Origin of the sequence: Pseudomonas sp. KD5 (assembly GCF_012932895.1) — a bacterium.
Classification (GTDB): domain Bacteria; phylum Pseudomonadota; class Gammaproteobacteria; order Pseudomonadales; family Pseudomonadaceae; genus Aquipseudomonas.
On the sequence record NZ_JDWJ01000003.1, the window covers coordinates 346,706 to 365,322 of the forward strand.

Annotated in this window: 20 protein-coding genes; 19 read left to right on the forward strand and 1 reads right to left on the reverse strand. The window is 59.3% G+C overall.

What is annotated here, in order from left to right; genetic code table 11:
- The first annotated feature begins 18 nt into the window (after positions 1–18).
- The 14 genes from fabD to AF70_RS08660 all read left to right on the forward strand — a co-directional run bounded on the left by fabD (position 19) and on the right by AF70_RS08660 (position 11,976).
- Entirely contained in the window at positions 19–957 is a 939-nt protein-coding gene (gene fabD, locus AF70_RS08595; protein ID WP_026286430.1) for an ACP S-malonyltransferase, read from the forward strand.
- A gap of 16 nt (positions 958–973) precedes the next feature.
- Positions 974–1,717 (forward strand): 3-oxoacyl-ACP reductase FabG, encoded by a 744-nt coding sequence (fabG, locus tag AF70_RS08600; RefSeq protein ID WP_007942004.1) that lies wholly within the window; start codon positions 974–976, stop codon positions 1,715–1,717.
- Positions 1,718–1,909: 192 nt separating this feature from the next.
- The gene (acpP, locus tag AF70_RS08605; RefSeq protein ID WP_003175607.1) at positions 1,910–2,146 is read left to right on the forward strand and encodes an acyl carrier protein; all 237 of its coding nucleotides are present in this window, start codon (positions 1,910–1,912) and stop codon (positions 2,144–2,146) included.
- Between the two features lie 109 nt (positions 2,147–2,255).
- A complete protein-coding gene (gene fabF / locus AF70_RS08610) occupies positions 2,256–3,500 on the forward strand; it encodes a beta-ketoacyl-ACP synthase II (RefSeq protein ID WP_007942005.1) in 1,245 nt (414 codons plus the stop codon).
- Complete coding sequence (pabC, locus tag AF70_RS08615) at positions 3,500–4,315, forward strand: aminodeoxychorismate lyase (protein ID WP_019582733.1); 816 nt, start codon at positions 3,500–3,502, stop codon at positions 4,313–4,315. Before fabF ends, pabC begins: the two co-directional genes overlap by 1 nt.
- A gap of 3 nt (positions 4,316–4,318) precedes the next feature.
- Positions 4,319–5,509, forward strand: a complete 1,191-nt coding sequence (mltG, locus tag AF70_RS08620; RefSeq protein ID WP_028938946.1) for an endolytic transglycosylase MltG — start codon at positions 4,319–4,321, stop codon at positions 5,507–5,509.
- 19 nt (positions 5,510–5,528) lie between these two features.
- On the forward strand, positions 5,529–6,161 hold the full coding sequence (gene tmk / locus AF70_RS08625) for a dTMP kinase (protein WP_028938947.1): 633 nt from the start codon (positions 5,529–5,531) through the stop codon (positions 6,159–6,161).
- Positions 6,154–7,140: a DNA polymerase III subunit delta' gene (locus AF70_RS08630; RefSeq protein WP_019582735.1), complete on the forward strand. Its 987-nt coding sequence runs from the start codon at positions 6,154–6,156 to the stop codon at positions 7,138–7,140. Before tmk ends, AF70_RS08630 begins: the two co-directional genes overlap by 8 nt.
- A gap of 194 nt (positions 7,141–7,334) precedes the next feature.
- Entirely contained in the window at positions 7,335–7,691 is a 357-nt protein-coding gene (locus AF70_RS08635) for a PilZ domain-containing protein (protein ID WP_019582736.1), read from the forward strand.
- Positions 7,692–7,705: 14 nt separating this feature from the next.
- On the forward strand, positions 7,706–8,497 hold the full coding sequence (locus tag AF70_RS08640; protein ID WP_019582737.1) for a TatD family hydrolase: 792 nt from the start codon (positions 7,706–7,708) through the stop codon (positions 8,495–8,497).
- A gap of 383 nt (positions 8,498–8,880) precedes the next feature.
- On the forward strand, positions 8,881–9,519 hold the full coding sequence (locus AF70_RS08645) for a TetR/AcrR family transcriptional regulator (RefSeq protein ID WP_007942012.1): 639 nt from the start codon (positions 8,881–8,883) through the stop codon (positions 9,517–9,519).
- A 146-nt stretch (positions 9,520–9,665) separates the two neighbouring features.
- Entirely contained in the window at positions 9,666–10,634 is a 969-nt protein-coding gene (locus AF70_RS08650; RefSeq protein WP_018926212.1) for a GTP 3',8-cyclase MoaA, read from the forward strand.
- Between the two features lie 159 nt (positions 10,635–10,793).
- Positions 10,794–11,399, forward strand: coding sequence for a DUF4823 domain-containing protein (locus AF70_RS08655; protein ID WP_019650440.1), 606 nt, complete (start codon positions 10,794–10,796; stop codon positions 11,397–11,399).
- Between the two features lie 16 nt (positions 11,400–11,415).
- Positions 11,416–11,976 carry a DUF1285 domain-containing protein gene (locus tag AF70_RS08660; protein ID WP_019582739.1) on the forward strand — a complete coding sequence of 187 codons (561 nt, stop codon included), beginning with the start codon at positions 11,416–11,418 and terminating at the stop codon, positions 11,974–11,976.
- 56 nt (positions 11,977–12,032) lie between these two features.
- Here AF70_RS08660 and AF70_RS08665 read toward each other — a convergent pair whose 3' ends face one another.
- A complete protein-coding gene (locus AF70_RS08665) occupies positions 12,033–12,905 on the reverse strand; it encodes a triacylglycerol lipase (protein WP_019582740.1) in 873 nt (290 codons plus the stop codon).
- A gap of 241 nt (positions 12,906–13,146) precedes the next feature.
- Between AF70_RS08665 and AF70_RS08670 the strand changes: the two genes are divergently transcribed.
- From AF70_RS08670 to araG, 5 genes are all read left to right on the forward strand, one after another.
- Entirely contained in the window at positions 13,147–13,863 is a 717-nt protein-coding gene (locus AF70_RS08670; protein ID WP_018926208.1) for a FadR/GntR family transcriptional regulator, read from the forward strand.
- Between the two features lie 41 nt (positions 13,864–13,904).
- Positions 13,905–14,780 (forward strand): SMP-30/gluconolactonase/LRE family protein, encoded by an 876-nt coding sequence (locus tag AF70_RS08675; RefSeq protein ID WP_028938948.1) that lies wholly within the window; start codon positions 13,905–13,907, stop codon positions 14,778–14,780.
- 273 nt (positions 14,781–15,053) lie between these two features.
- Positions 15,054–15,872, forward strand: coding sequence for an SDR family oxidoreductase (locus tag AF70_RS08680; RefSeq protein ID WP_018926206.1), 819 nt, complete (start codon positions 15,054–15,056; stop codon positions 15,870–15,872).
- 130 nt (positions 15,873–16,002) lie between these two features.
- Positions 16,003–17,007 (forward strand): substrate-binding domain-containing protein, encoded by a 1,005-nt coding sequence (locus tag AF70_RS08685; protein WP_019582742.1) that lies wholly within the window; start codon positions 16,003–16,005, stop codon positions 17,005–17,007.
- 65 nt (positions 17,008–17,072) lie between these two features.
- On the forward strand, positions 17,073–18,617 hold the full coding sequence (gene araG / locus AF70_RS08690) for an L-arabinose ABC transporter ATP-binding protein AraG (RefSeq protein WP_019582743.1): 1,545 nt from the start codon (positions 17,073–17,075) through the stop codon (positions 18,615–18,617).

Consider the following 18,617-nt stretch of genomic DNA (forward strand, 5'->3'; position numbering starts at 1 on the left):
TCATTAGGGGCTTGTTACATGTCTGCTTCCCTCGCATTCGTCTTTCCAGGACAGGGTTCGCAGTCCCTCGGCATGCTGGCCGAGTTGGGCGCGCAACACCCAGTGGTCCTTGAAACATTCAAAGAAGCTTCCGATGCTCTGGGTTACGACCTGTGGGCACTGACCCAGCAAGGGCCGGAAGAACTACTCAATCAAACCGATAAAACCCAACCGGCCATTCTGACCGCCTCGATCGCCTTGTGGCGTCTGTGGCTGGCTGAAGGCGGCGCGCGTCCGGCTTACGTTGCCGGTCACAGCCTGGGTGAATACAGCGCTCTGGTGGCTGCGGGCAGCCTGAGCCTGGGCGCTGCGGTGAAGCTGGTAGAGCGTCGCGGTCAATTGATGCAGGAAGCCGTTCCGGCCGGGCAGGGCGGCATGGCCGCTATCCTCGGTCTGGACGATGCTGACGTGCTGGCAGCCTGCGCTGAAGCGGCGCAAGGTGAAGTGGTCAGCGCGGTCAACTTCAACTCGCCGGGCCAGGTAGTGATTGCCGGCGCCAAGGCTGCGGTCGAACGCGCCATCGAAGGCTGCAAGGCGCGTGGTGCCAAGCGTGCCATGCCGTTGCCGGTCAGTGTGCCGTCCCACTGCGAGTTGATGCGTCCGGCCGCCGAGCGATTCGCTGAGTCGATCGCAGCGATCGACTGGCAGGCGCCGCAGATTCCAGTAGTGCAGAACGTCAGTGCCGACGTACCAGCCGATCTGGAAACCCTCAAGCGCGATCTGCTTGAGCAGCTTTACAAGCCTGTGCGCTGGGTCGAATCGGTCCAGGCACTGGCTGCCAAGGGCGCGACCCAACTGGTCGAGTGCGGTCCGGGCAAGGTTCTGGCCGGTCTGAACAAACGTTGCGCTGAAGGCGTGTCGACCTCTAACCTCAATACCCCAGATGCTTTCGCTGCCGCCCGTGCAGCGCTGGTCTGATCAAGGAGAAGCTTGCATGAGTCTGCAAGGTAAAGTTGCACTGGTCACCGGTGCCAGCCGTGGTATCGGCCAGGCTATCGCTCTGGAGCTGGGTCGTCAGGGTGCCATCGTTGTTGGCACTGCGACCTCCGCATCGGGTGCCGAGCGTATCGCCGCCACTCTGAAAGAAAACGGTATTCAGGGCACTGGCCTGGAACTCAATGTCACCAGCGACGAGTCCGTAGCGGCCGTGCTGGCGAGCATTCAGGAGCAGTTCGGTGCGCCGGCGATCCTGGTCAATAATGCCGGTATCACCCGCGATAACCTGATGATGCGCATGAAAGATGACGAATGGCATGACGTTGTCGATACCAACTTGAACAGTCTGTTCCGCCTGTCCAAGGGCGTTTTGCGCGGTATGACCAAAGCCCGTTGGGGACGAATTATCAGTATTGGCTCGGTTGTGGGTGCCATGGGCAACGCAGGCCAAGTAAACTACGCAGCCGCCAAGGCCGGTCTGGAAGGTTTCAGCCGTGCGCTGGCGCGTGAAGTCGGTTCGCGTTCGATTACGGTAAACTCGGTGGCCCCAGGGTTCATCGACACCGATATGACCCGCGAACTGCCCGAGGCGCAGCGTGAAGCCTTGCAGACGCAAATTCCGCTGGGTCGTCTGGGGCAAGCTCAAGAGATCGCGTCTGTGGTCGCTTTTCTTGCGTCCGACGGTGCGGCTTACGTTACTGGGGCTACAATCCCGGTGAACGGCGGGATGTACATGAGTTAAATGTGACGGATTGCTTCAAAAAAATGTCATACGAGCTGTCTAAAATCCGTTATAAAGCTGCAATCTATTTTATCGGCAGAGGGCCGCAGGGTTTGAGGAGTGAAGCTTTCAGTTGAAAAACTGAAAAGTCTTTCTATACACTTACCCACTGGCCAGCTGCCTGAATTTGTCCATTAGGAGTGAAAACAAGGTATGAGCACCATCGAAGAGCGCGTCAAGAAAATCGTTGCTGAGCAACTGGGCGTTAAAGAAGAAGAAGTGGTCAACACCGCTTCCTTCGTTGAAGACCTGGGTGCCGACTCCCTTGACACCGTTGAGCTGGTGATGGCTCTGGAAGAGGAATTCGAGACCGAAATTCCTGACGAAGAAGCTGAAAAGATCACTACTGTACAAGCAGCAATCGACTACGTTACCAGCCATCAGGCGTAATAGTTTTTAGTCGTCGCTCGCTGTCATGGAAAAACCGCACTGCCATCATGGCGTGCGGTTTTTTCTTTAGGCCTTGTGCGAAGTCGTCATTTGAAAAAAGGAGAGTGCTGTGTCGCGTAGACGCGTCGTAGTCACCGGTATGGGTATGTTGTCGCCACTGGGCACGGATGTGCCGAGCAGCTGGCAGGGCATTCTGGCTGGCCGCAGTGGCATTGGTCTGATCGAACACACCGACCTTTCTGCCTATTCCACCCGCTTTGGCGGCTCGGTAAAGGGCTTCAATGTCGAGGAATACTTGTCGGTCAAGGAAGCCCGCAAACTCGACCTGTTCATTCAATACGGTCTGGCTGCAGGTTTTCAAGCCGTGCGTAACGCAGGTCTTGAGGTTACCGACGCCAATCGCGAGCGTATCGGCGTGGCCATGGGCTCGGGTATTGGCGGTCTGACCAATATCGAAGACACCAGCCGCACACTGCATGATTCCGGCCCACGGCGGATTTCTCCGTTTTTCGTGCCTGGCTCGATCATCAATATGATTTCCGGTTTCCTGTCCATTCACTTGGGTGCACAGGGACCTAACTACGCCATCGCCACGGCGTGTACCACCGGTACGCACTGCATCGGCATGGCTGCGCGTAACATCATGTACGACGAAGCCGACGTAATGATCGCCGGCGGCGCCGAGATGGCCGCATGTGGTCTGGGCATGGGCGGCTTTGGTGCCTCCCGCGCACTGTCGACCCGCAATGACGAGCCGACCCGTGCCAGTCGTCCATGGGACAAGGGTCGTGATGGCTTCGTGCTGTCCGATGGTGCCGGCGCACTGGTTCTCGAAGAGCTGGAGCACGCCAAGGCCCGTGGTGCGACCATTTACGCCGAGCTGATCGGTTTCGGCACCAGTGGCGATGCCTACCACATGACCTCGCCACCGGCCGATGGCGCGGGTGCTGCGCGTTGCATCACCAATGCCTTGCGCGATGCGAAGATCAATGGTGATCAGGTGCAGTACATCAATGCCCACGGCACTTCGACCTCGGCTGGCGACCTCGCCGAAGCCTGTGCGATCAAATCGGTGTTCGGCGATCACGCCTACAAACTGGCCGTCAGTTCGACCAAGTCCATGACTGGTCACCTGCTGGGTGCGGCAGGGGCGGTCGAGGCGATTTTCAGCGTACTGGCAATCAACAGTCAGGTAGCCCCGCCGACCATCAACCTCGATGAGCCGGACGAAGGCTGCGACCTTGACTTCGTACCCCACACCGCGCGCGGCATGGATATCGACGTGGTGCTGTCCAACTCCTTCGGATTTGGCGGTACCAATGGCTCGCTGGTGTTCCGCCGGTTCGCTGACTGATGGACAGCTGGGTCGACGGTCAACCGGCTGACGCTTTGTCGCTGAAAGATCGCGGCCTGGCTTACGGCGATGGCCTGTTCGAGACCATCGCCGTCAAGGGCGGGCAGCCGTTGTTGCTGGATCGACATTTGTCGCGTCTGGCCGAAGGCTGTTCGCGCCTGGCGATTGCCGCCGATCATGAGCTGATCCGCGCGGAGCTGCTGGCCTATGCCGCCGCGCTGGGCGAGGGCGTGCTCAAACTCATTCTCACCCGCGGCGACAGCCTGCGCGGTTACGCCCCCGATCCTTCGGCCCAGGCCCGGCGCATTCTGCAAGGCAATCCTCCTGCTGCCTATCCGGCTGTGCATGCGAAGCAAGGCGTGCGCCTGTTCCCTTGTACAACACGGCTTTCCAAGCAGCCATTGCTTGCCGGTCTCAAGCACCTGAATCGTCTGGAGCAGGTTATCGCCCGTTCCGAATGGCAGGACACCGAGCATGCCGAAGGCTTGATGCTGGATCAGGTCGGGCGGGTGATCGAAGGTGTGTTCAGTAATCTGTTCCTGGTGCGCGATGGCGTGCTGGTGACCGCCGATCTCAAACGTTGTGGCGTGGCAGGCGTGATGCGTGCCGAATTATTGTTTCAAGCCGAGTCATTGGGGATCCCCACACAAATCACCGACATTACCCTCGAACAGCTGCAATGGGCTGATGAGGTCTTTGTCTGCAACAGCGTTTATGGCGTTTGGCCGGTGCGCGCCTATGCCGCACTGAGCTGGCCGGTTGGGCCGCTCACCCGTAAACTCCAAACCATTGCCCGTGCGCTACTGGATGCCTGATTCGTGAGACGTAAATTATTGCTGCTGCTGGAAACCGGACTGGTTCTGGCGGGGCTGTTGGCGGGCGCTTGCGCCTGGAAAATCCATTCGGCGCTGGAACAGCCGCTGAACATCGCCCAGGAACAGCTGTTGGAAGTGCCCAAAGGCACTACGCCGAACCGCACTTTCATTCGACTTGAAGCCGATGGCGTCATCAAGGACGCTTTCTGGCTGCGCGTGTACTGGCGCTTCAACCTGCCGGGTCAACCGCTGCACAGCGGCGAATACCGCATGGTTCCCGGCATGACAGTCGAAGGGCTGATCGACCTGTGGAAGCGCGGGGAAATGGTTCAGTACAGCCTGACGCTGGTCGAAGGCTGGAATTTCCATCAGGTCCGTGCAGCCCTGGCCAAGGATGAAAAACTCGAACAGACCCTCAACGGTCTGAGCGACAGCCAGGTGATGGACAAGCTCGGGCACGGCGGGATTTTCCCGGAAGGGCGCTTCTTCCCCGACACGTACCGTTTCGTGCGTGGCATGACTGACGTCGATCTGCTCAAGAAAGCTTACGACCGCCTTGACGAAGTCCTCGCCATGGAATGGAGTCAGCGTGCTGCCGACGTGCCCTACACCGAACCCTATCAGGCGCTGATCATGGCCTCGCTGGTGGAAAAGGAAACCGGTGTGCCGCAGGAACGCAGGCAAATCGCCGGCGTGTTCGTGCGGCGCATGGAGATGGGCATGTTGCTGCAGACCGATCCGACGGTGATCTACGGCTTGGGCGATCGCTATAACGGCAAGTTGACCCGCGCCCATCTCAAGGAGCCGACGCCGTATAACACTTACCTGATCGCTGGCCTGCCGCCGACTCCGATCGCGATGGTCGGCCGCGAGGCGATCCATGCGGCGTTGAATCCGGCGGACGGCAACAGCCTGTATTTTGTTGCGCGCGGTGATGGCAGCCACGTGTTCTCCGATGATCTGGACGCCCATAACAATGCGGTGCGGGAGTTCCAGCTCAATCGCCGTGCCGATTACCGCTCCAGCCCGGCACCGACTACCACGCCGCTGACGGAAGGTGCCCAGGCGCCGACCCCGGCGGCTTCGCCTGATACGGCGGCCGAAGACGTGCCACAAGTAGCGCCGCAAGACTCTGCACAAGAGCCTGCGCCAGCACCCGAGCGGGATGCTCCGGCGCCGCAAAGCCCGCAATGACTCTGATTAAGGACTGCCTGTGACTGGCTTGTTTATTACCCTGGAAGGCCCGGAAGGCGCCGGCAAGAGCACCAATCGCGAATACCTGGCCGAGCGTCTGCGCGCCGCCGGGATCGAGGTGGTGTTGACCCGGGAGCCGGGCGGCACGCCCCTGGCCGAGCGGATCCGCGACGTGCTGTTGGCGCCGGTCGATGAGGTCATGAACCCTGACACCGAGCTGCTGTTGGTGTTCGCTGCGCGAGCCCAGCACCTGGCCGAGGTGATCCGCCCGGCGCTGGCCCGTGGCGCGGTGGTTCTGTGTGATCGTTTTACCGATTCGACCTATGCCTACCAGGGCGGTGGTCGCGGTTTGTCGCTGGGGCGCATCGCGACCCTCGAAACGTTCGTCCAGGGTGATCTGCGCCCGGACTTGACGCTGATCTTCGATCTGCCGGTGGAAGTGGGCCTGGCCCGCGCCAGCGCCCGCGGTCGCCTGGACCGTTTCGAACTTGAAGGCCGTACGTTCTTCGATGCCGTGCGCAGTGCCTTCCTCGAGCGCGCCAAAGCGGATCCTGCGCGTTATGTCCTGGTGGATGCCGCTCAACCGCTAGCGCAGGTCCAGCAGTCTCTGGATGCCTTGCTGCCACGTCTGCTGGAGTTGACCCGTGGCTGAAGCCTATCCGTGGCAGGACAGTCTCTGGCAGCAATTGGCCGGTCGTGCCCAGCACGCCCATGCCTATTTGCTGCATGGCCCGGCCGGGATCGGCAAGCGTGCGCTGGCCGAGCGGTTGATGGCCAGTTTGTTGTGCCAGCGTCCGACCGCCCAAGGCGCCTGCGGTGAGTGCAAATCCTGCCTGCTGCTCAAGGCCGGTAGTCATCCCGACAACTACGTCCTGGAACCGGAAGAGGCAGACAAGGCGATCAAGGTCGATCAGGTGCGTGACCTGGTCAGCTTCGTGGTTCAGACCTCGCAGATGGGCGGTCGCAAAGTGGTGCTGATCGAGCCGGTCGAGTCGATGAACATCAACGCCGCCAACGCCTTGCTCAAAAGCCTTGAAGAGCCGTCCGGCGACACCGTATTGCTGCTGGTCAGCCACCAGACCAGTCGTCTGCTGCCGACCATCAAGAGCCGTTGCGTACAGCAGGCCTGTCCATTGCCGAGCGAAGCCATGAGCCTGGCGTGGCTGGCCAAGACGTTGCCGGACTGCTCGGAAGAGGAGCGCATTGAACTGCTGACCCTTGCTGCCGGTTCGCCATTGGCCGCGGTCAAATTGCAGGCCCAAGGCGTGCGCGAGCAGCGGGCGCTGGTGGTCGAGGGCGTGAAGAAGTTGCTCAAGCAGCAGCAATCGCCGACACAACTGGCCGAGGAATGGAAAACCATTCCCATGTTGCTGCTGTTCGACTGGTTCTGCGACTGGTCGAGCCTGATCCTGCGTTATCAGTTGACTCAGGATGAAGCGGGGCTGGGGCTGGCGGACATGCGCAAGGTGATTCAATACCTGGCGCAGAAAGCCGCTCAGGATAAAGTCCTGAATATTCAGGACTGGATTCTAGCCCAACGGCAGAAAGTGATGAGCAAGGCCAACCTCAATCCGGCGCTGTTGCTGGAGGCGCTGTTGGTGCAATGGGTATCCTTGCCTGCCCAGAGGTGACTTTGAGTATCCTGTCTCGCAAATACTGTTCCTTTTTGACGGCGTCTGTTGCCGTCATGCTGCGTTGCCGCTCCTCGCCATAGCGGGCTATGACTCGTCGCGGCGCCTTGCTTGACGACAACAGACACTCGTCAAAAAAGAACGTATTTGTGAGACAGGACACTAGACTCTGATCATCAGAAATGGAGGTCAGCATGAACGAACCCATCAGTCCGGGGCCGCGCAATGGCATTTTGTCCTTGACCATCAAGGACAGGTCCGTGCTCTACGCGGCCTACATGCCATTCATCAAGAACGGTGGCCTGTTTATCCCGACCAACAAGAGCTACAAGTTGGGCGATGAGGTCTTCATGCTGCTGCACCTGATGGACGAACCGGAAAAGATCCCGGTCGCCGGCAGGGTCACCTGGATTACCCCTAAAGGTGCCCAAGGCAACCGCGCCGCTGGAGTCGGCGTGCAATTCAACGAAGGCGATGACACCGCGCGCAGTCGAATCGAAACCCATCTGGCCGGAGCCCTGAAGTCCGACCGTCCCACTCATACGATGTAAGTTGCAGCCCTTTTATGCTTGTAGATTCCCATTGCCACCTTGATCGCCTCGACCTCACCGCCCACGATGGCTCCCTGGATGCCGCGCTCGACGCGGCTCGTCAGAGGGGAGTAGGGCACTTTCTGTGCATTGGCGTCAGCGTTGAGAACGCCGCCGATGTCAAAGCCCTGGCCGAACGCTACGACGACGTCGATTGTTCGGTCGGCGTGCATCCGCTGGACGTGCAGCCGGGTGCCGCTCCGGCGCTGGATTGGCTGTTGCGCGAACTCAATCATCCGCGGGTGGTGGCGATCGGGGAAACCGGCCTGGATTACCACTACGAACCGGAAGCGGCAGAGTTGCAGCAGGAGTCGTTCCGTCTGCACCTGCAAGCGGCGCAACAGACCGGCAAACCGGTAATCATCCACACCCGTGGCGCCCGGGCCGACACCCTCGAACTGCTGCGTGAGGCGGCGCTGCCCCAAGCAGGCGTTCTGCATTGCTTCACCGAAGACTGGGAGATGGCCAAGGCCGCGCTGGATATGGGTTATTACATTTCCTTGTCCGGTATTGTCACTTTTCGCAATGCCGATGCCTTGCGCGATGTGGCCAGCAAAGTGCCGGCCGACCGCTTGCTGGTGGAAACCGATTCGCCGTACCTGGCGCCGATCCCGTATCGCGGCAAACCGAACCTGCCGCAGTACGTGCGTGAGGTAGCGGAATTTCTGGCAATGTTGCGAGGCGAGCCCTACGAGCGATTTGCCGAGCAGACTACCGAGAATTTCAAGCGGTTATTTCCGTTGGCGCACGTCAGGGCATCGGCGTAACGTTGGAAAATGTCGCAACCTGTGGCGGGCTTTGCCCTTAAATTGCAGGCAAAAAAAACCCGGGTTCTGGGGGGTGAATCCGGGTTAAGACCATTAGGAGTAAAACAAAGGCACGCAATCCTTTGGTACCTTCATCGGCGCGACACTTGGGGGAGATGCCTCGCCGACAGTTGAAGTATTGATCAGTATCGCGCCGAGTCCAGTTTGGTTGGTCGGGTTTTTAAACAAATTTGGAATACGTGCGCTTCGGTTGAGTTCTCATCAACCGGCGAGGTCGCGTGAATTCATCAAGAAACACATATATGGTCGGATGATCCGTGCATTTTTGCGCAAGTTAGGCATAATACGCGGCTTCGAATTTTGACCCCTACAGACCTTTTCTTATGCATAAAGAACCTCGTAAGGTCCGTGAGTTTCGTCGCCGCGAGCAAGAAATTCTCGATACCGCGCTCAAGCTGTTCCTCGAACAAGGTGAAGACAGTGTCACCGTCGAGATGATTGCTGATGCCGTAGGTATCGGCAAAGGCACGATCTACAAGCACTTCAAATCCAAGGCGGAGATCTACCTGCGCCTGATGCTCGACTACGAGCGTGATTTGAACGAGCTGTTGCATTCCGCCGATGTCGATAAGGACAAGGAAGCCCTGTCCCGGGCCTACTTCGAATTCCGCATGCGCGATCCGCAACGCTATCGGTTGTTCGATCGCCTGGAAGAAAAGGTGGTCAAGGGCAACCAGGTACCGGAGATGGTGGAGGAACTGCACAAGATCCGCGCCTCGAACTTCGAACGCCTGACTCTGCTGATCAAGGGCCGGATCAGCGAAGGCAAGCTCGAAGACGTGCCGCCTTACTTCCATTACTGCGCAGCCTGGGCGCTGGTGCATGGCGCCGTGGCGCTGTATCACTCGCCGTTCTGGAGCAATGTGCTGGAAGATCAGGAAGGTTTCTTCCAGTTCCTGATGGACATTGGCGTGCGCATGGGCAACAAGCGCAAGCGCGATACCGACACTCCGAGCAGCTGAGCCATCCAGTTGTCTAATTGCGCCATGAGCCATGATTTAGCTACGTGGCGCAGTACCGCAGGAATATACTCAGGCATAGGGCTTGCTAAAACTTGATTTGTGAGTCAAGTTTTGCGCGTTCGAATCTTCTTTCGCCGGAGTGATCCATGATCGTTGACCGTCAAGGCAGGCGTTTTCGCAATTTGCGGATCAGTCTGACCTCCGCCTGCAACTACGCCTGTACCTACTGCGTGCCCAACGGCAAACGGCTGGTGGCTGCGCAGGATGAGTTGTCGGCCGAGGCGATGGCACGCGGCGTGGCCTATCTGATCGAAGCAGCCGGCATCGAGCGCCTGCGCATTACCGGTGGCGAGCCACTGGTCAGCCCCAAACTCGAAGCCTTCATGACTGCCGTCGGGCAGATGGGGCTGGCGGACATCAGCCTGACCACCAATGGCCAGCTGTTGGCGAAGAAGCTGCCGCTGCTGGTGGATGCCGGCATTCGGCGCATCAACGTTTCCCTCGATACCCTGGACGCCGGGGCTTTCCGCAGCATTGCCCGCGGCGGCGATCTGGCGACCGTGCTCGACGGCATGGCCCAGGCCGCGGCAGCCGGCATGAAGATCAAGGTCAATATGGTGCCGCTGCGTGGGCAAAACCTTGATCAGGTGATGCCACTGCTCGATTACTGCCTGGAACGCGGCTACGAGCTGCGCTTCATCGAGTTGATGCGCATGGGCCACCTGGCCAGTGATTCCAACGCCTTCCTGCAACAGTTCGTCAGCCTTCAGCAATTGCTGAGCCTGATCGGCGAACACTACGAATACCTGCAGGCCGACGCGCCGGTCGATGCCACGGCGGTGCGCTACGAGATTCCGGGGCAGGGCCACTTCGGCGTGATCGCCAACGAAAGCGTGCCGTTCTGCCGCACCTGCTCGCGGTTGCGCTTGTCGTCCACTGGCTGGCTGCATGGCTGCCTGTCGTCGAGTAATCGCCACTATGTCGGCGATCTGCTGGACAAACCTCGTCACCAGGCATTGCCGGCGTTGCAGCGACTGCTGGTGAAGGCTCTGGGGGACAAGCAGGAAGTGGCGTTCTCCGGTGGCGCGACCATCATGAAAATCATCGGCGGCTGATCGCGATCTGTAGCAGCTGCCTCGCTGGGGCTCGACAGCTGCTACAGCCGAACGCAGCCTTCGGCAGCTGCTACAAAGATGATCCTGGCATGAGCTGGCGCGGAAGCTGCATCCCTCGGCCATTCGCCGGTTTTCCGTCACCGGCTTCTGGAGGGAAGGATGCGTAGCCTGGTTTTGCTGCTGGCCGTTTTGGCGCTTGGTGGCTGCATGAATGTCAGCGATATGGCTGAAGGAACTCGCTACCACATGAGCGACGCGGGGCTGCTGGACCACAGCGACAGCCGTCGCGTGAATAACATCCGCATTCAGCCAGATTCGTTCATCTACATCGCCCAGGGCGCCTTCGCGCCGCCGGGCACTGCCTATCCGCGACCTAACGTGGTGGCCGAAGAAGCCTTCAACGGCTTTATCGAATATTTCCCGATGGTCCGCCGTGCCCGCGCGCCGGAAGGCCTCGACGCCGCCATGGGCGAAGCCCGTGCCGCCGGTGCCCACTACCTGCTCTATACACGTTTTGCCAAGGCCGACGACCGCATCGGCAACACGGACGAATTGATCGATCAGGAACGCTCGGATCGCCTCGGGATCGACAGTGGCGTCATACAGATCATGTTGATCGAGACCAGCACCCAGTATTTGATCGATACTGCACGTATCAAGAGTCGTGGCGGTTTACTGACGTTCCACGATAACAAACCAGAAGATCTGCTGGGCCCGCCGCTGGAGCAATACGCTCGTAGTCTGCTGGGGATCAGCGACCAGTAATTCAAAGGAGAACGCCATGAGTGGCCCGCAAAAAGCCAATGACCTGTTGGGACAAATCCCCAAAACCAAAGGCTTGCCACCGGTCCACTTGTGGAACCCCGACTTCTGTGGCGACATCGATATGCGCATCGCCCGCGACGGCACCTGGTATTACCTGGGCACGCCGATCGGGCGCAAGCCGATGGTCAAGCTGTTCTCCACCATCATTCGCCGCGACGGCGATGATTACTTTCTGATTACTCCAGTCGAAAAGGTCGGCATCAAGGTCGACGACGCACCGTTCGTGGCGATTGCCGTGGAAGTCGAAGGCGAGGGTGAGGCTCAGGTCTTGCGCTTTACCACCAACGTCGATGAAACCACCGACGCCGGTGTCGAGCACCCCATGCGCGTGGTGATCGACCCGGTGACTCAGGAACCCGCCCCGTACGTGCATGTGCGCAGCAACCTTGAAGCGCTGATTCACCGCAATGTGTTCTACCAATTGGTAGAGTTGGCCGTGAGCCGTGAGATTGACGGGCAGAGCTGGCTCGGTGTCTGGAGCGGTGGCGAGTTTTTCCCGATCGGACTTGAGCCGTAAGCGCTGAACCCGAGAAACGAAACGGCCCGTTATTGCAACGGGCCTTTTTTATGGGCTTACAAACCCTTGCTCTTGAGCCGGGCGGCATGTTCTAGGTAGAGCATCACCGGGCTCACGTTCCAACTGTTGATCCCGGCCATCTGGTTGACTGCATCAAAGTGGTCCATGGGGTAATCCGAGCGGATCACTTTGCCCAAATGAGAGCTGTAGCGGCCGACCAGCCCATCATTGGCGTGCTTCTCTTTATAAAATAACTGCGACAGCACTTTACAGTTCAAATGGGTCGGGTCGAGGAGTTGCAGGCTTTGAAAGTTCTGCACGATCCCGCTCCAGGAGTAGTAATACACGCCGTTCTCAACTTCGTTGCCTTCCCCGCCCCAAACCTTTGGCAACCCTTGCGGGTACTTGCGATTGAAGGCGGCCAGGCCTGCGCTGGTCAGCGATTCGAACGCCGCTTGAGGGTCGATGGGGTTTTCCGGGTGGCCGCTGATCAACGAAATGAAGGTGCCGACTGCGCCTAACAGGGCTAATACCAAGGCTTCGGGTAATTCTCCGGGTGTCAGTGCCTTGTGTAGTTGGTCGGCAATCTCGGAGCCGTGGTTAGGGCAACTGACCGAGGTGACCGACGCAACCTTTTCCGGGTACAGGGCTGCGACGTAGCGTGCCGCCAGCGGACCTTGGCTATGGCCGATCAGATTGACCTTGGCGGCGCCCGTTTCCCGCAAGATGCGATCGACGTGTTCGAGCAGTTTTTCACCACGCTCCTCATTGCCGTTGACGGTTGGAATATTCACGGCAAACACCTGGGCACCGGCACGTTCCAGGGCTTCCTCGATTTCGAAGAAGTACGGATAACCGGCGATTCTGTCGAAGCCGAAAAGACCGTGAACCAACACAATGGGGTATTTCGTAGACGCATCCATGTCCATGTTCATACCTGCGATAGCGGATTTTAGTGAGGTTGTCTGATCTGTTGCGGGCTAACCGTAGTTTACAAAGTGGGTGGGTTCAAAGCGCCGGGGGGAGTAATCGGACGAACAGTCATGCCTGTGTTGGCAAGGACTCCAGAAAAATCCAATTGACACCCAATCATATGATGATTAGCGTGGGCATCCATCGCGAACGGCTTTTGTGTCGTTTCATTTTTTTTCACCGGGCGGTGAGGTACCCATGTCCAGCAGTTTTCACGCGTCGACGGTTGATTGGCTGGGGTGCTGGATTGCCGCTGGCCAGGTGAAGCCCGGTCAGACCATCAAGGTTGAAGCCGACCTGGGCGAGCAGCTTGGGGTCAGCCGTACGGTCATCCGCGAAGCGATCAAAACCCTGGTGGCCAAAGGCATGCTCGAAGTCGGGCCGAAGGTCGGCACGCGGGTGTTGCCGGTACGGCGCTGGAACCTCTTCGATCCACAAGTCGTCGGCTGGCTGTCGCGCAGCGGTTTGCCGGAAAACTTCGTCGACGACTTGCTTGACCTGCGCCGCACCATCGAACCGATGGCGGTGCGTTGGGCCTGCGAGCGCGCAACAGTGGAACAAGTGCAAGCGGTGCTTCAGGCCTACAACGCGCTGGAACGAGCCGTAGACAGCGGCATCGATTACAACCGCGCCGACCAGTTCTTCCACGAGTGCATCCTCGCCGCCAGCCACAATCAATTCATCGAACAAATGGTCCCGGCCCTCGGCGCGCTGCTGGCGGTGTCGTTCGAAGTGTCTGCCGCCGACCCGGACGAACTACGCCGAACCTTGCCGATTCACAAAGACATGGCCGACGCCATCGCCGCCCGGGATGCCGCGCGGGGTGTGTGGGCCTGCATGACCCTGATCGATAACGCCGACCTGGCGATCAAACGGTTTTACCCCCAAGTCATGGCCGACAAGAAGGCAAGCTGACCAGGCTCGCTCCCACATAAAAGCAATAAAAAGGAGGTTTCATGACGTGGACTGCGGTTACCGAACACCGTGCGCGACTCGGTGAAGGTCCGTTCTGGGATGCACCGACCCAGGCGCTGTACTGGGTTGATATCGCCGGCCAACAGGCGCTGCGACTGATCGGCGCCAATGTGGAAATCTGGCAGATGCCGGAACACGTGTCCGCATTCATCCCCTGCGAAAGTGGCGATGCCTTGGTGGCATTGAGCAGTGGGGTTTATCGGCTGGACCTGAACTCTCCCGGCCTGGAACCTCGGCTGACCTTGCTCTGTGTGGCTGATCCGCAACCCGGCAATCGCGCCAACGAAGCCCGCTGCGATGCCTTGGGCCGGCTCTGGCTGGGCACCATGCAAAACAACATTGGCGAGCAGGGCGAAGACTTGCCGATCGTGCGCCGCTCCGGTGGCCTGTTTCGCATCGACCGCGATGCTCGGGTCACGCCGCTGCTTCGAGGGCTCGGCATCCCCAACACATTGCTATGGAGCGACGACGGCACGACCCTGTATTTCGCCGACAGCCTCGACGGCACGTTGTACCAACATTTCATCCATACCGACGGCAACCTCGACACCGCCTACGTCTGGTTTGGCCCCCACGAACGGGGTGGCCCCGACGGCTCGGCGATGGATGCCGAGGGCTATATCTGGAACGCCCGCTGGGACGGCAGTTGCTTGCTCAGGTTGAGCCCGGACGGTCATGTCGATCGGGTGATCGAACTGCCTGTCAGTCGCCCCACCAGTTGCGTGTTTGGTGGCGAAGACTTCAGAACCTTGTACATCACCAGTGCGGCGAGCCCGCTCAACCATCCATTGGATGGTGCGGTGTTGTCGGTTCGAGTCGATGTACCCGGAAAACCTTGTCAGAGATTTGCTGGTTAAATCCCAAAATATGGGATGTAAAATTATATATTGAGATTTGTTGGTGGCCGGGTTTATAGTCGGCCCCATCAGTTACACGCACTCACACTTAAAAAAACAAAATAGGTGAAGTGATGCAGCGATATTCCACCGTCCTCCCTTGGGTCGACAGTGCTTCAGGCCGCCCCGGCGCCCGGGCGTTTGCACGCCTGCCTGCCTATTCCAAAAAGCCTTTTGACCGGACATCGACAGATGTCCGGTTTTCGTCGTGCCCTCGAACAGGAGTGTTGATCCATGGCTGAACCCCTTTCCTTGCCACCGGTGCCCGAACCGCCGAAGGGTGAGCGCCTGAAAAACAAGGTCGTGCTGTTGACCGGCGCCGCTCAGGGGATCGGCGAAGCGATTGTCGCGACCTTTGCGTCCCAGCAAGCCAAGCTGGTCATCAGCGATATCCAGGCCGAGAAAGTCGAAAAAGTCGCGGCGCATTGGCGTGAACAAGGCGCGGATGTGGTGGCGATCAAGGCCGACGTATCGCGCCAGCAAGACCTGCACGCCATGGCCAAGTTGGCCATTGAGCTTCACGGTCGCATCGATGTGCTGGTCAACTGCGCTGGGGTCAACGTGTTCCGCGACCCGCTGCAAATGACCGAGGACGACTGGCATCGCTGCTTCGCCATCGACCTGGACGGCGCTTGGTATGGCTGCAAAGCCGTGCTGCCGCAGATGATTGAGCAGGGCATCGGCAGCATCATCAACATCGCCTCGACCCATTCCACTCACATCATTCCCGGCTGCTTCCCGTACCCGGTGGCCAAGCATGGCTTGCTCGGGCTGACCCGCGCTTTGGGCATCGAATACGCACCCAAGGGCATTCGCGTCAACGCCATCGCGCCGGGCTATATCGAAACCCAACTGAACGTCGACTACTGGAACGGCTTTGCCGACCCTCATGCCGAACGTCAACGGGCCTTCGACTTGCATCCACCGCGCCGCATCGGTCAGCCAATCGAAGTGGCGATGACCGCCGTGTTCCTGGCCAGCGATGAGGCGCCATTCATCAACGCTTCGTGCATCACCATCGATGGTGGTCGTTCGGTCATGTACCACGACTGAATAATTTGGGTTTCAGGCGCAAAACTACACCTGAAATCCAATCATCATACGATATGACTATTGTCTGCATGTTTCGACCGCTGTATTGGCTTTCAAATAACGCTCAAAAAAAATAACAAGGAGTCAGCTTATGAAACGTCGTCGTGGGATCCGTTCCCTGTGCTGTGCCGCTTTGGCGGTCACCGCGGTCAGCCTGAGCAGTACGTTGCTGGCGGCCGAGGAAGTGAAGATCGGTTTTCTGGTCAAGCAAGCCGAAGAGCCCTGGTTCCAGACCGAATGGGCCTTCGCTGAAAAGGCCGGCAAGGACAAGGGCTTCACCGTCATCAAGATCGCCGTGCCTGATGGCGAGAAAACCCTTTCGGCCATCGACAGCCTGGCAGCGAACGGCGCCAAGGGCTTCGTGATCTGCCCGCCGGACGTCTCCCTGGGCCCTGCGATCATGGCCAAGGCCAAGCTCAATGGTTTGAAAGTGATCGCTGTCGATGACCGTTTCGTCGATGCCGGCGGCAAGTTCATGGAAGACGTGCCGTACCTCGGCATGGCAGCTTTCGAAGTTGGCCAGAAGCAGGGCGCCGCCATGGCCGCCGAAGCGAAAAAACGCGGCTGGGACTGGAAACAAACCTATGCGGTGATCAACACCTTCAACGAACTCGATACCGGTAAGAAACGCACCGACGGTTCGGTTAAAGCCCTGGAAGACGCCGGGATGCCGAAAGACCACATTCTGTTCTCGGCCCTGAAAACCCTCGACGTACCTGGCAGCATGGACGCCACCAACTCGGCGTTGGTGAAGCTCCCGAGCGGGGCGAAAAACCTGATCATCGGCGGGATGAACGACAACACCGTGCTGGGCGGCGTGCGCGCCACCGAAAGCGCCGGTTTTGCCGCCGCCAACGTAATCGGTATCGGCATCAACGGCACCGATGCCATCGGCGAACTGAAGAAAGCCAACAGCGGCTTCTTCGGCTCGATGCTGCCGAGCCCGCACATCGAGGGCTACAACACCGCCAGCATGATGCACGAGTGGGTCACCACCGGCAAAGAACCGCCGAAATACACCGCCATGGACGACGTGACGCTGATCACGCGCGACAACTTCAAGCAGGAACTGGAAAAGATCGGCCTGTGGAATTGAGGGTCGGTTGATTTCATTGGTGGCCCCGGCGACGGGGCCGCCTGATCGGTGTGATGAGGTGGGTTATGCACGCACACGTACAAACAGATGAACAGCGCATTGGCGGCAGCCTGCGCTTCAACGGGATCGGCAAAACCTTTCCCGGGGTGAAGGCGCTGGACGGCATCAGTTTCGTCGCGCATCCGGGGCAGGTCCATGCCTTGATGGGCGAGAACGGCGCCGGTAAATCCACGCTGCTGAAGATCCTCGGCGGTGCTTACACGCCGAGCAGCGGCGACCTGCGGATCGGCGAGCAGACGAGGGTCTTCAAATCCACTGCCGACAGCATTGGCAGCGGGGTCGCGGTGATCCATCAGGAGCTGCACCTGGTACCGGAAATGACCGTGGCCGAAAACCTGTTTCTTGGGCATCTGCCGGCAAGTTTCGGCCTGATCAATCGCAGCGTTTTGCGGCAACAGGCACTGGCCTGCCTCAAAGGCCTGGCCGATGAAATCGATCCGCAAGAGAAAGTCGGGCGCTTGTCCCTCGGTCAGCGGCAACTGGTGGAAATCGCCAAGGCGCTGTCCCGTGGCGCGCATGTGATTGCGTTCGACGAACCCACCAGCAGCCTGTCGGCGCGGGAGATCGATCGCTTGATGGCGATCATCGGTCGTCTGCGCGACGAAGGGAAAGTGGTGCTCTACGTCTCCCATCGCATGGAAGAGGTCTTCCGCATCTGCAACGCGGTAACGGTGTTCAAGGACGGTCGCTTCGTGCGCACCTTCGAGGACATGAGCGCGCTGACCCATGACCAGTTGGTGACGTGCATGGTCGGCCGCGACATTCAGGACATCTACGATTACCGCAGCCGCCCGCGTGGCGCGGTGGCGCTCAAGGTTGACGGTTTACTGGGGCCGGGTTTGCGTGAACCGGTGAGTTTCGAGGTGCACAAGGGCGAGATTCTGGGACTGTTCGGCTTGGTTGGCGCGGGCCGCACCGAGCTGTTTCGCATGCTCAGCGGACTTACCCGCAACACGGCCGGACGCCTGGAGTTGCGTGGACATGAACTGAAACTGCGTTCACCGCGCGATGCCATTGCGGCGGGGATTCTGCTGTGCCCCGAGGACCGCAAGAAAGAGGGCATCCTGCCACTGGCCAGTGTCGCCGAGAACATCAACATCAGTGCTCGTGGCGCTCATTCCACCTTCGGTTGCCTGTTGCGCGGGCTGTGGGAAAAGGGCAACGCCGACAAGCAGATCAAGGCGCTGAAGGTGAAGACGCCCAACGCGGCGCAGAAAATCATGTACCTGTCCGGCGGCAATCAGCAGAAGGCGATTCTCGGTCGCTGGCTGTCGATGCCGATGAAAATCCTGCTGCTCGATGAGCCTACACGCGGCATCGACATCGGTGCCAAAGCCGAGATTTACCAGATCATTCATAACCTGGCCGCCAGCGGCATCGCGGTGATCGTGGTGTCCAGCGACCTGATGGAAGTCATGGGCATTTCCGACCGCATCCTGGTGCTCTGCGAAGGCACGATGCGCGGCGAACTGACCCGCGAACACGCCAATGAATCCAACCTGCTGCAACTGGCTTTGCCACGCCAACGCGCTGCCGACGTGGCGAACTGA

Excerpts from the sequence above, each read along its gene's own strand:
- fabD (WP_026286430.1), top strand. The coding sequence starts at position 19 with ATGTCTGCTTCCCTCGCATTCGTCTTTCCAGGACAGGGTTCGCAGTCC.
- fabG (WP_007942004.1), top strand. The coding sequence starts at position 974 with ATGAGTCTGCAAGGTAAAGTTGCACTGGTCACCGGTGCCAGCCGTGGT.
- acpP (WP_003175607.1), top strand. The coding sequence starts at position 1,910 with ATGAGCACCATCGAAGAGCGCGTCAAGAAAATCGTTGCTGAGCAACTG.
- pabC (WP_019582733.1), top strand. The coding sequence starts at position 3,500 with ATGGACAGCTGGGTCGACGGTCAACCGGCTGACGCTTTGTCGCTGAAA.
- AF70_RS08635 (WP_019582736.1), top strand. The coding sequence starts at position 7,335 with ATGAACGAACCCATCAGTCCGGGGCCGCGCAATGGCATTTTGTCCTTG.
- AF70_RS08640 (WP_019582737.1), top strand. The coding sequence starts at position 7,706 with ATGCTTGTAGATTCCCATTGCCACCTTGATCGCCTCGACCTCACCGCC.
- AF70_RS08645 (WP_007942012.1), top strand. The coding sequence starts at position 8,881 with ATGCATAAAGAACCTCGTAAGGTCCGTGAGTTTCGTCGCCGCGAGCAA.
- AF70_RS08650 (WP_018926212.1), top strand. The coding sequence starts at position 9,666 with ATGATCGTTGACCGTCAAGGCAGGCGTTTTCGCAATTTGCGGATCAGT.
- AF70_RS08655 (WP_019650440.1), top strand. The coding sequence starts at position 10,794 with ATGCGTAGCCTGGTTTTGCTGCTGGCCGTTTTGGCGCTTGGTGGCTGC.
- AF70_RS08660 (WP_019582739.1), top strand. The coding sequence starts at position 11,416 with ATGAGTGGCCCGCAAAAAGCCAATGACCTGTTGGGACAAATCCCCAAA.
- AF70_RS08665 (WP_019582740.1), bottom strand. The coding sequence starts at position 12,905 with ATGGACATGGATGCGTCTACGAAATACCCCATTGTGTTGGTTCACGGT.
- AF70_RS08670 (WP_018926208.1), top strand. The coding sequence starts at position 13,147 with ATGTCCAGCAGTTTTCACGCGTCGACGGTTGATTGGCTGGGGTGCTGG.
- AF70_RS08675 (WP_028938948.1), top strand. The coding sequence starts at position 13,905 with ATGACGTGGACTGCGGTTACCGAACACCGTGCGCGACTCGGTGAAGGT.
- AF70_RS08680 (WP_018926206.1), top strand. The coding sequence starts at position 15,054 with ATGGCTGAACCCCTTTCCTTGCCACCGGTGCCCGAACCGCCGAAGGGT.
- AF70_RS08685 (WP_019582742.1), top strand. The coding sequence starts at position 16,003 with ATGAAACGTCGTCGTGGGATCCGTTCCCTGTGCTGTGCCGCTTTGGCG.
- araG (WP_019582743.1), top strand. The coding sequence starts at position 17,073 with ATGCACGCACACGTACAAACAGATGAACAGCGCATTGGCGGCAGCCTG.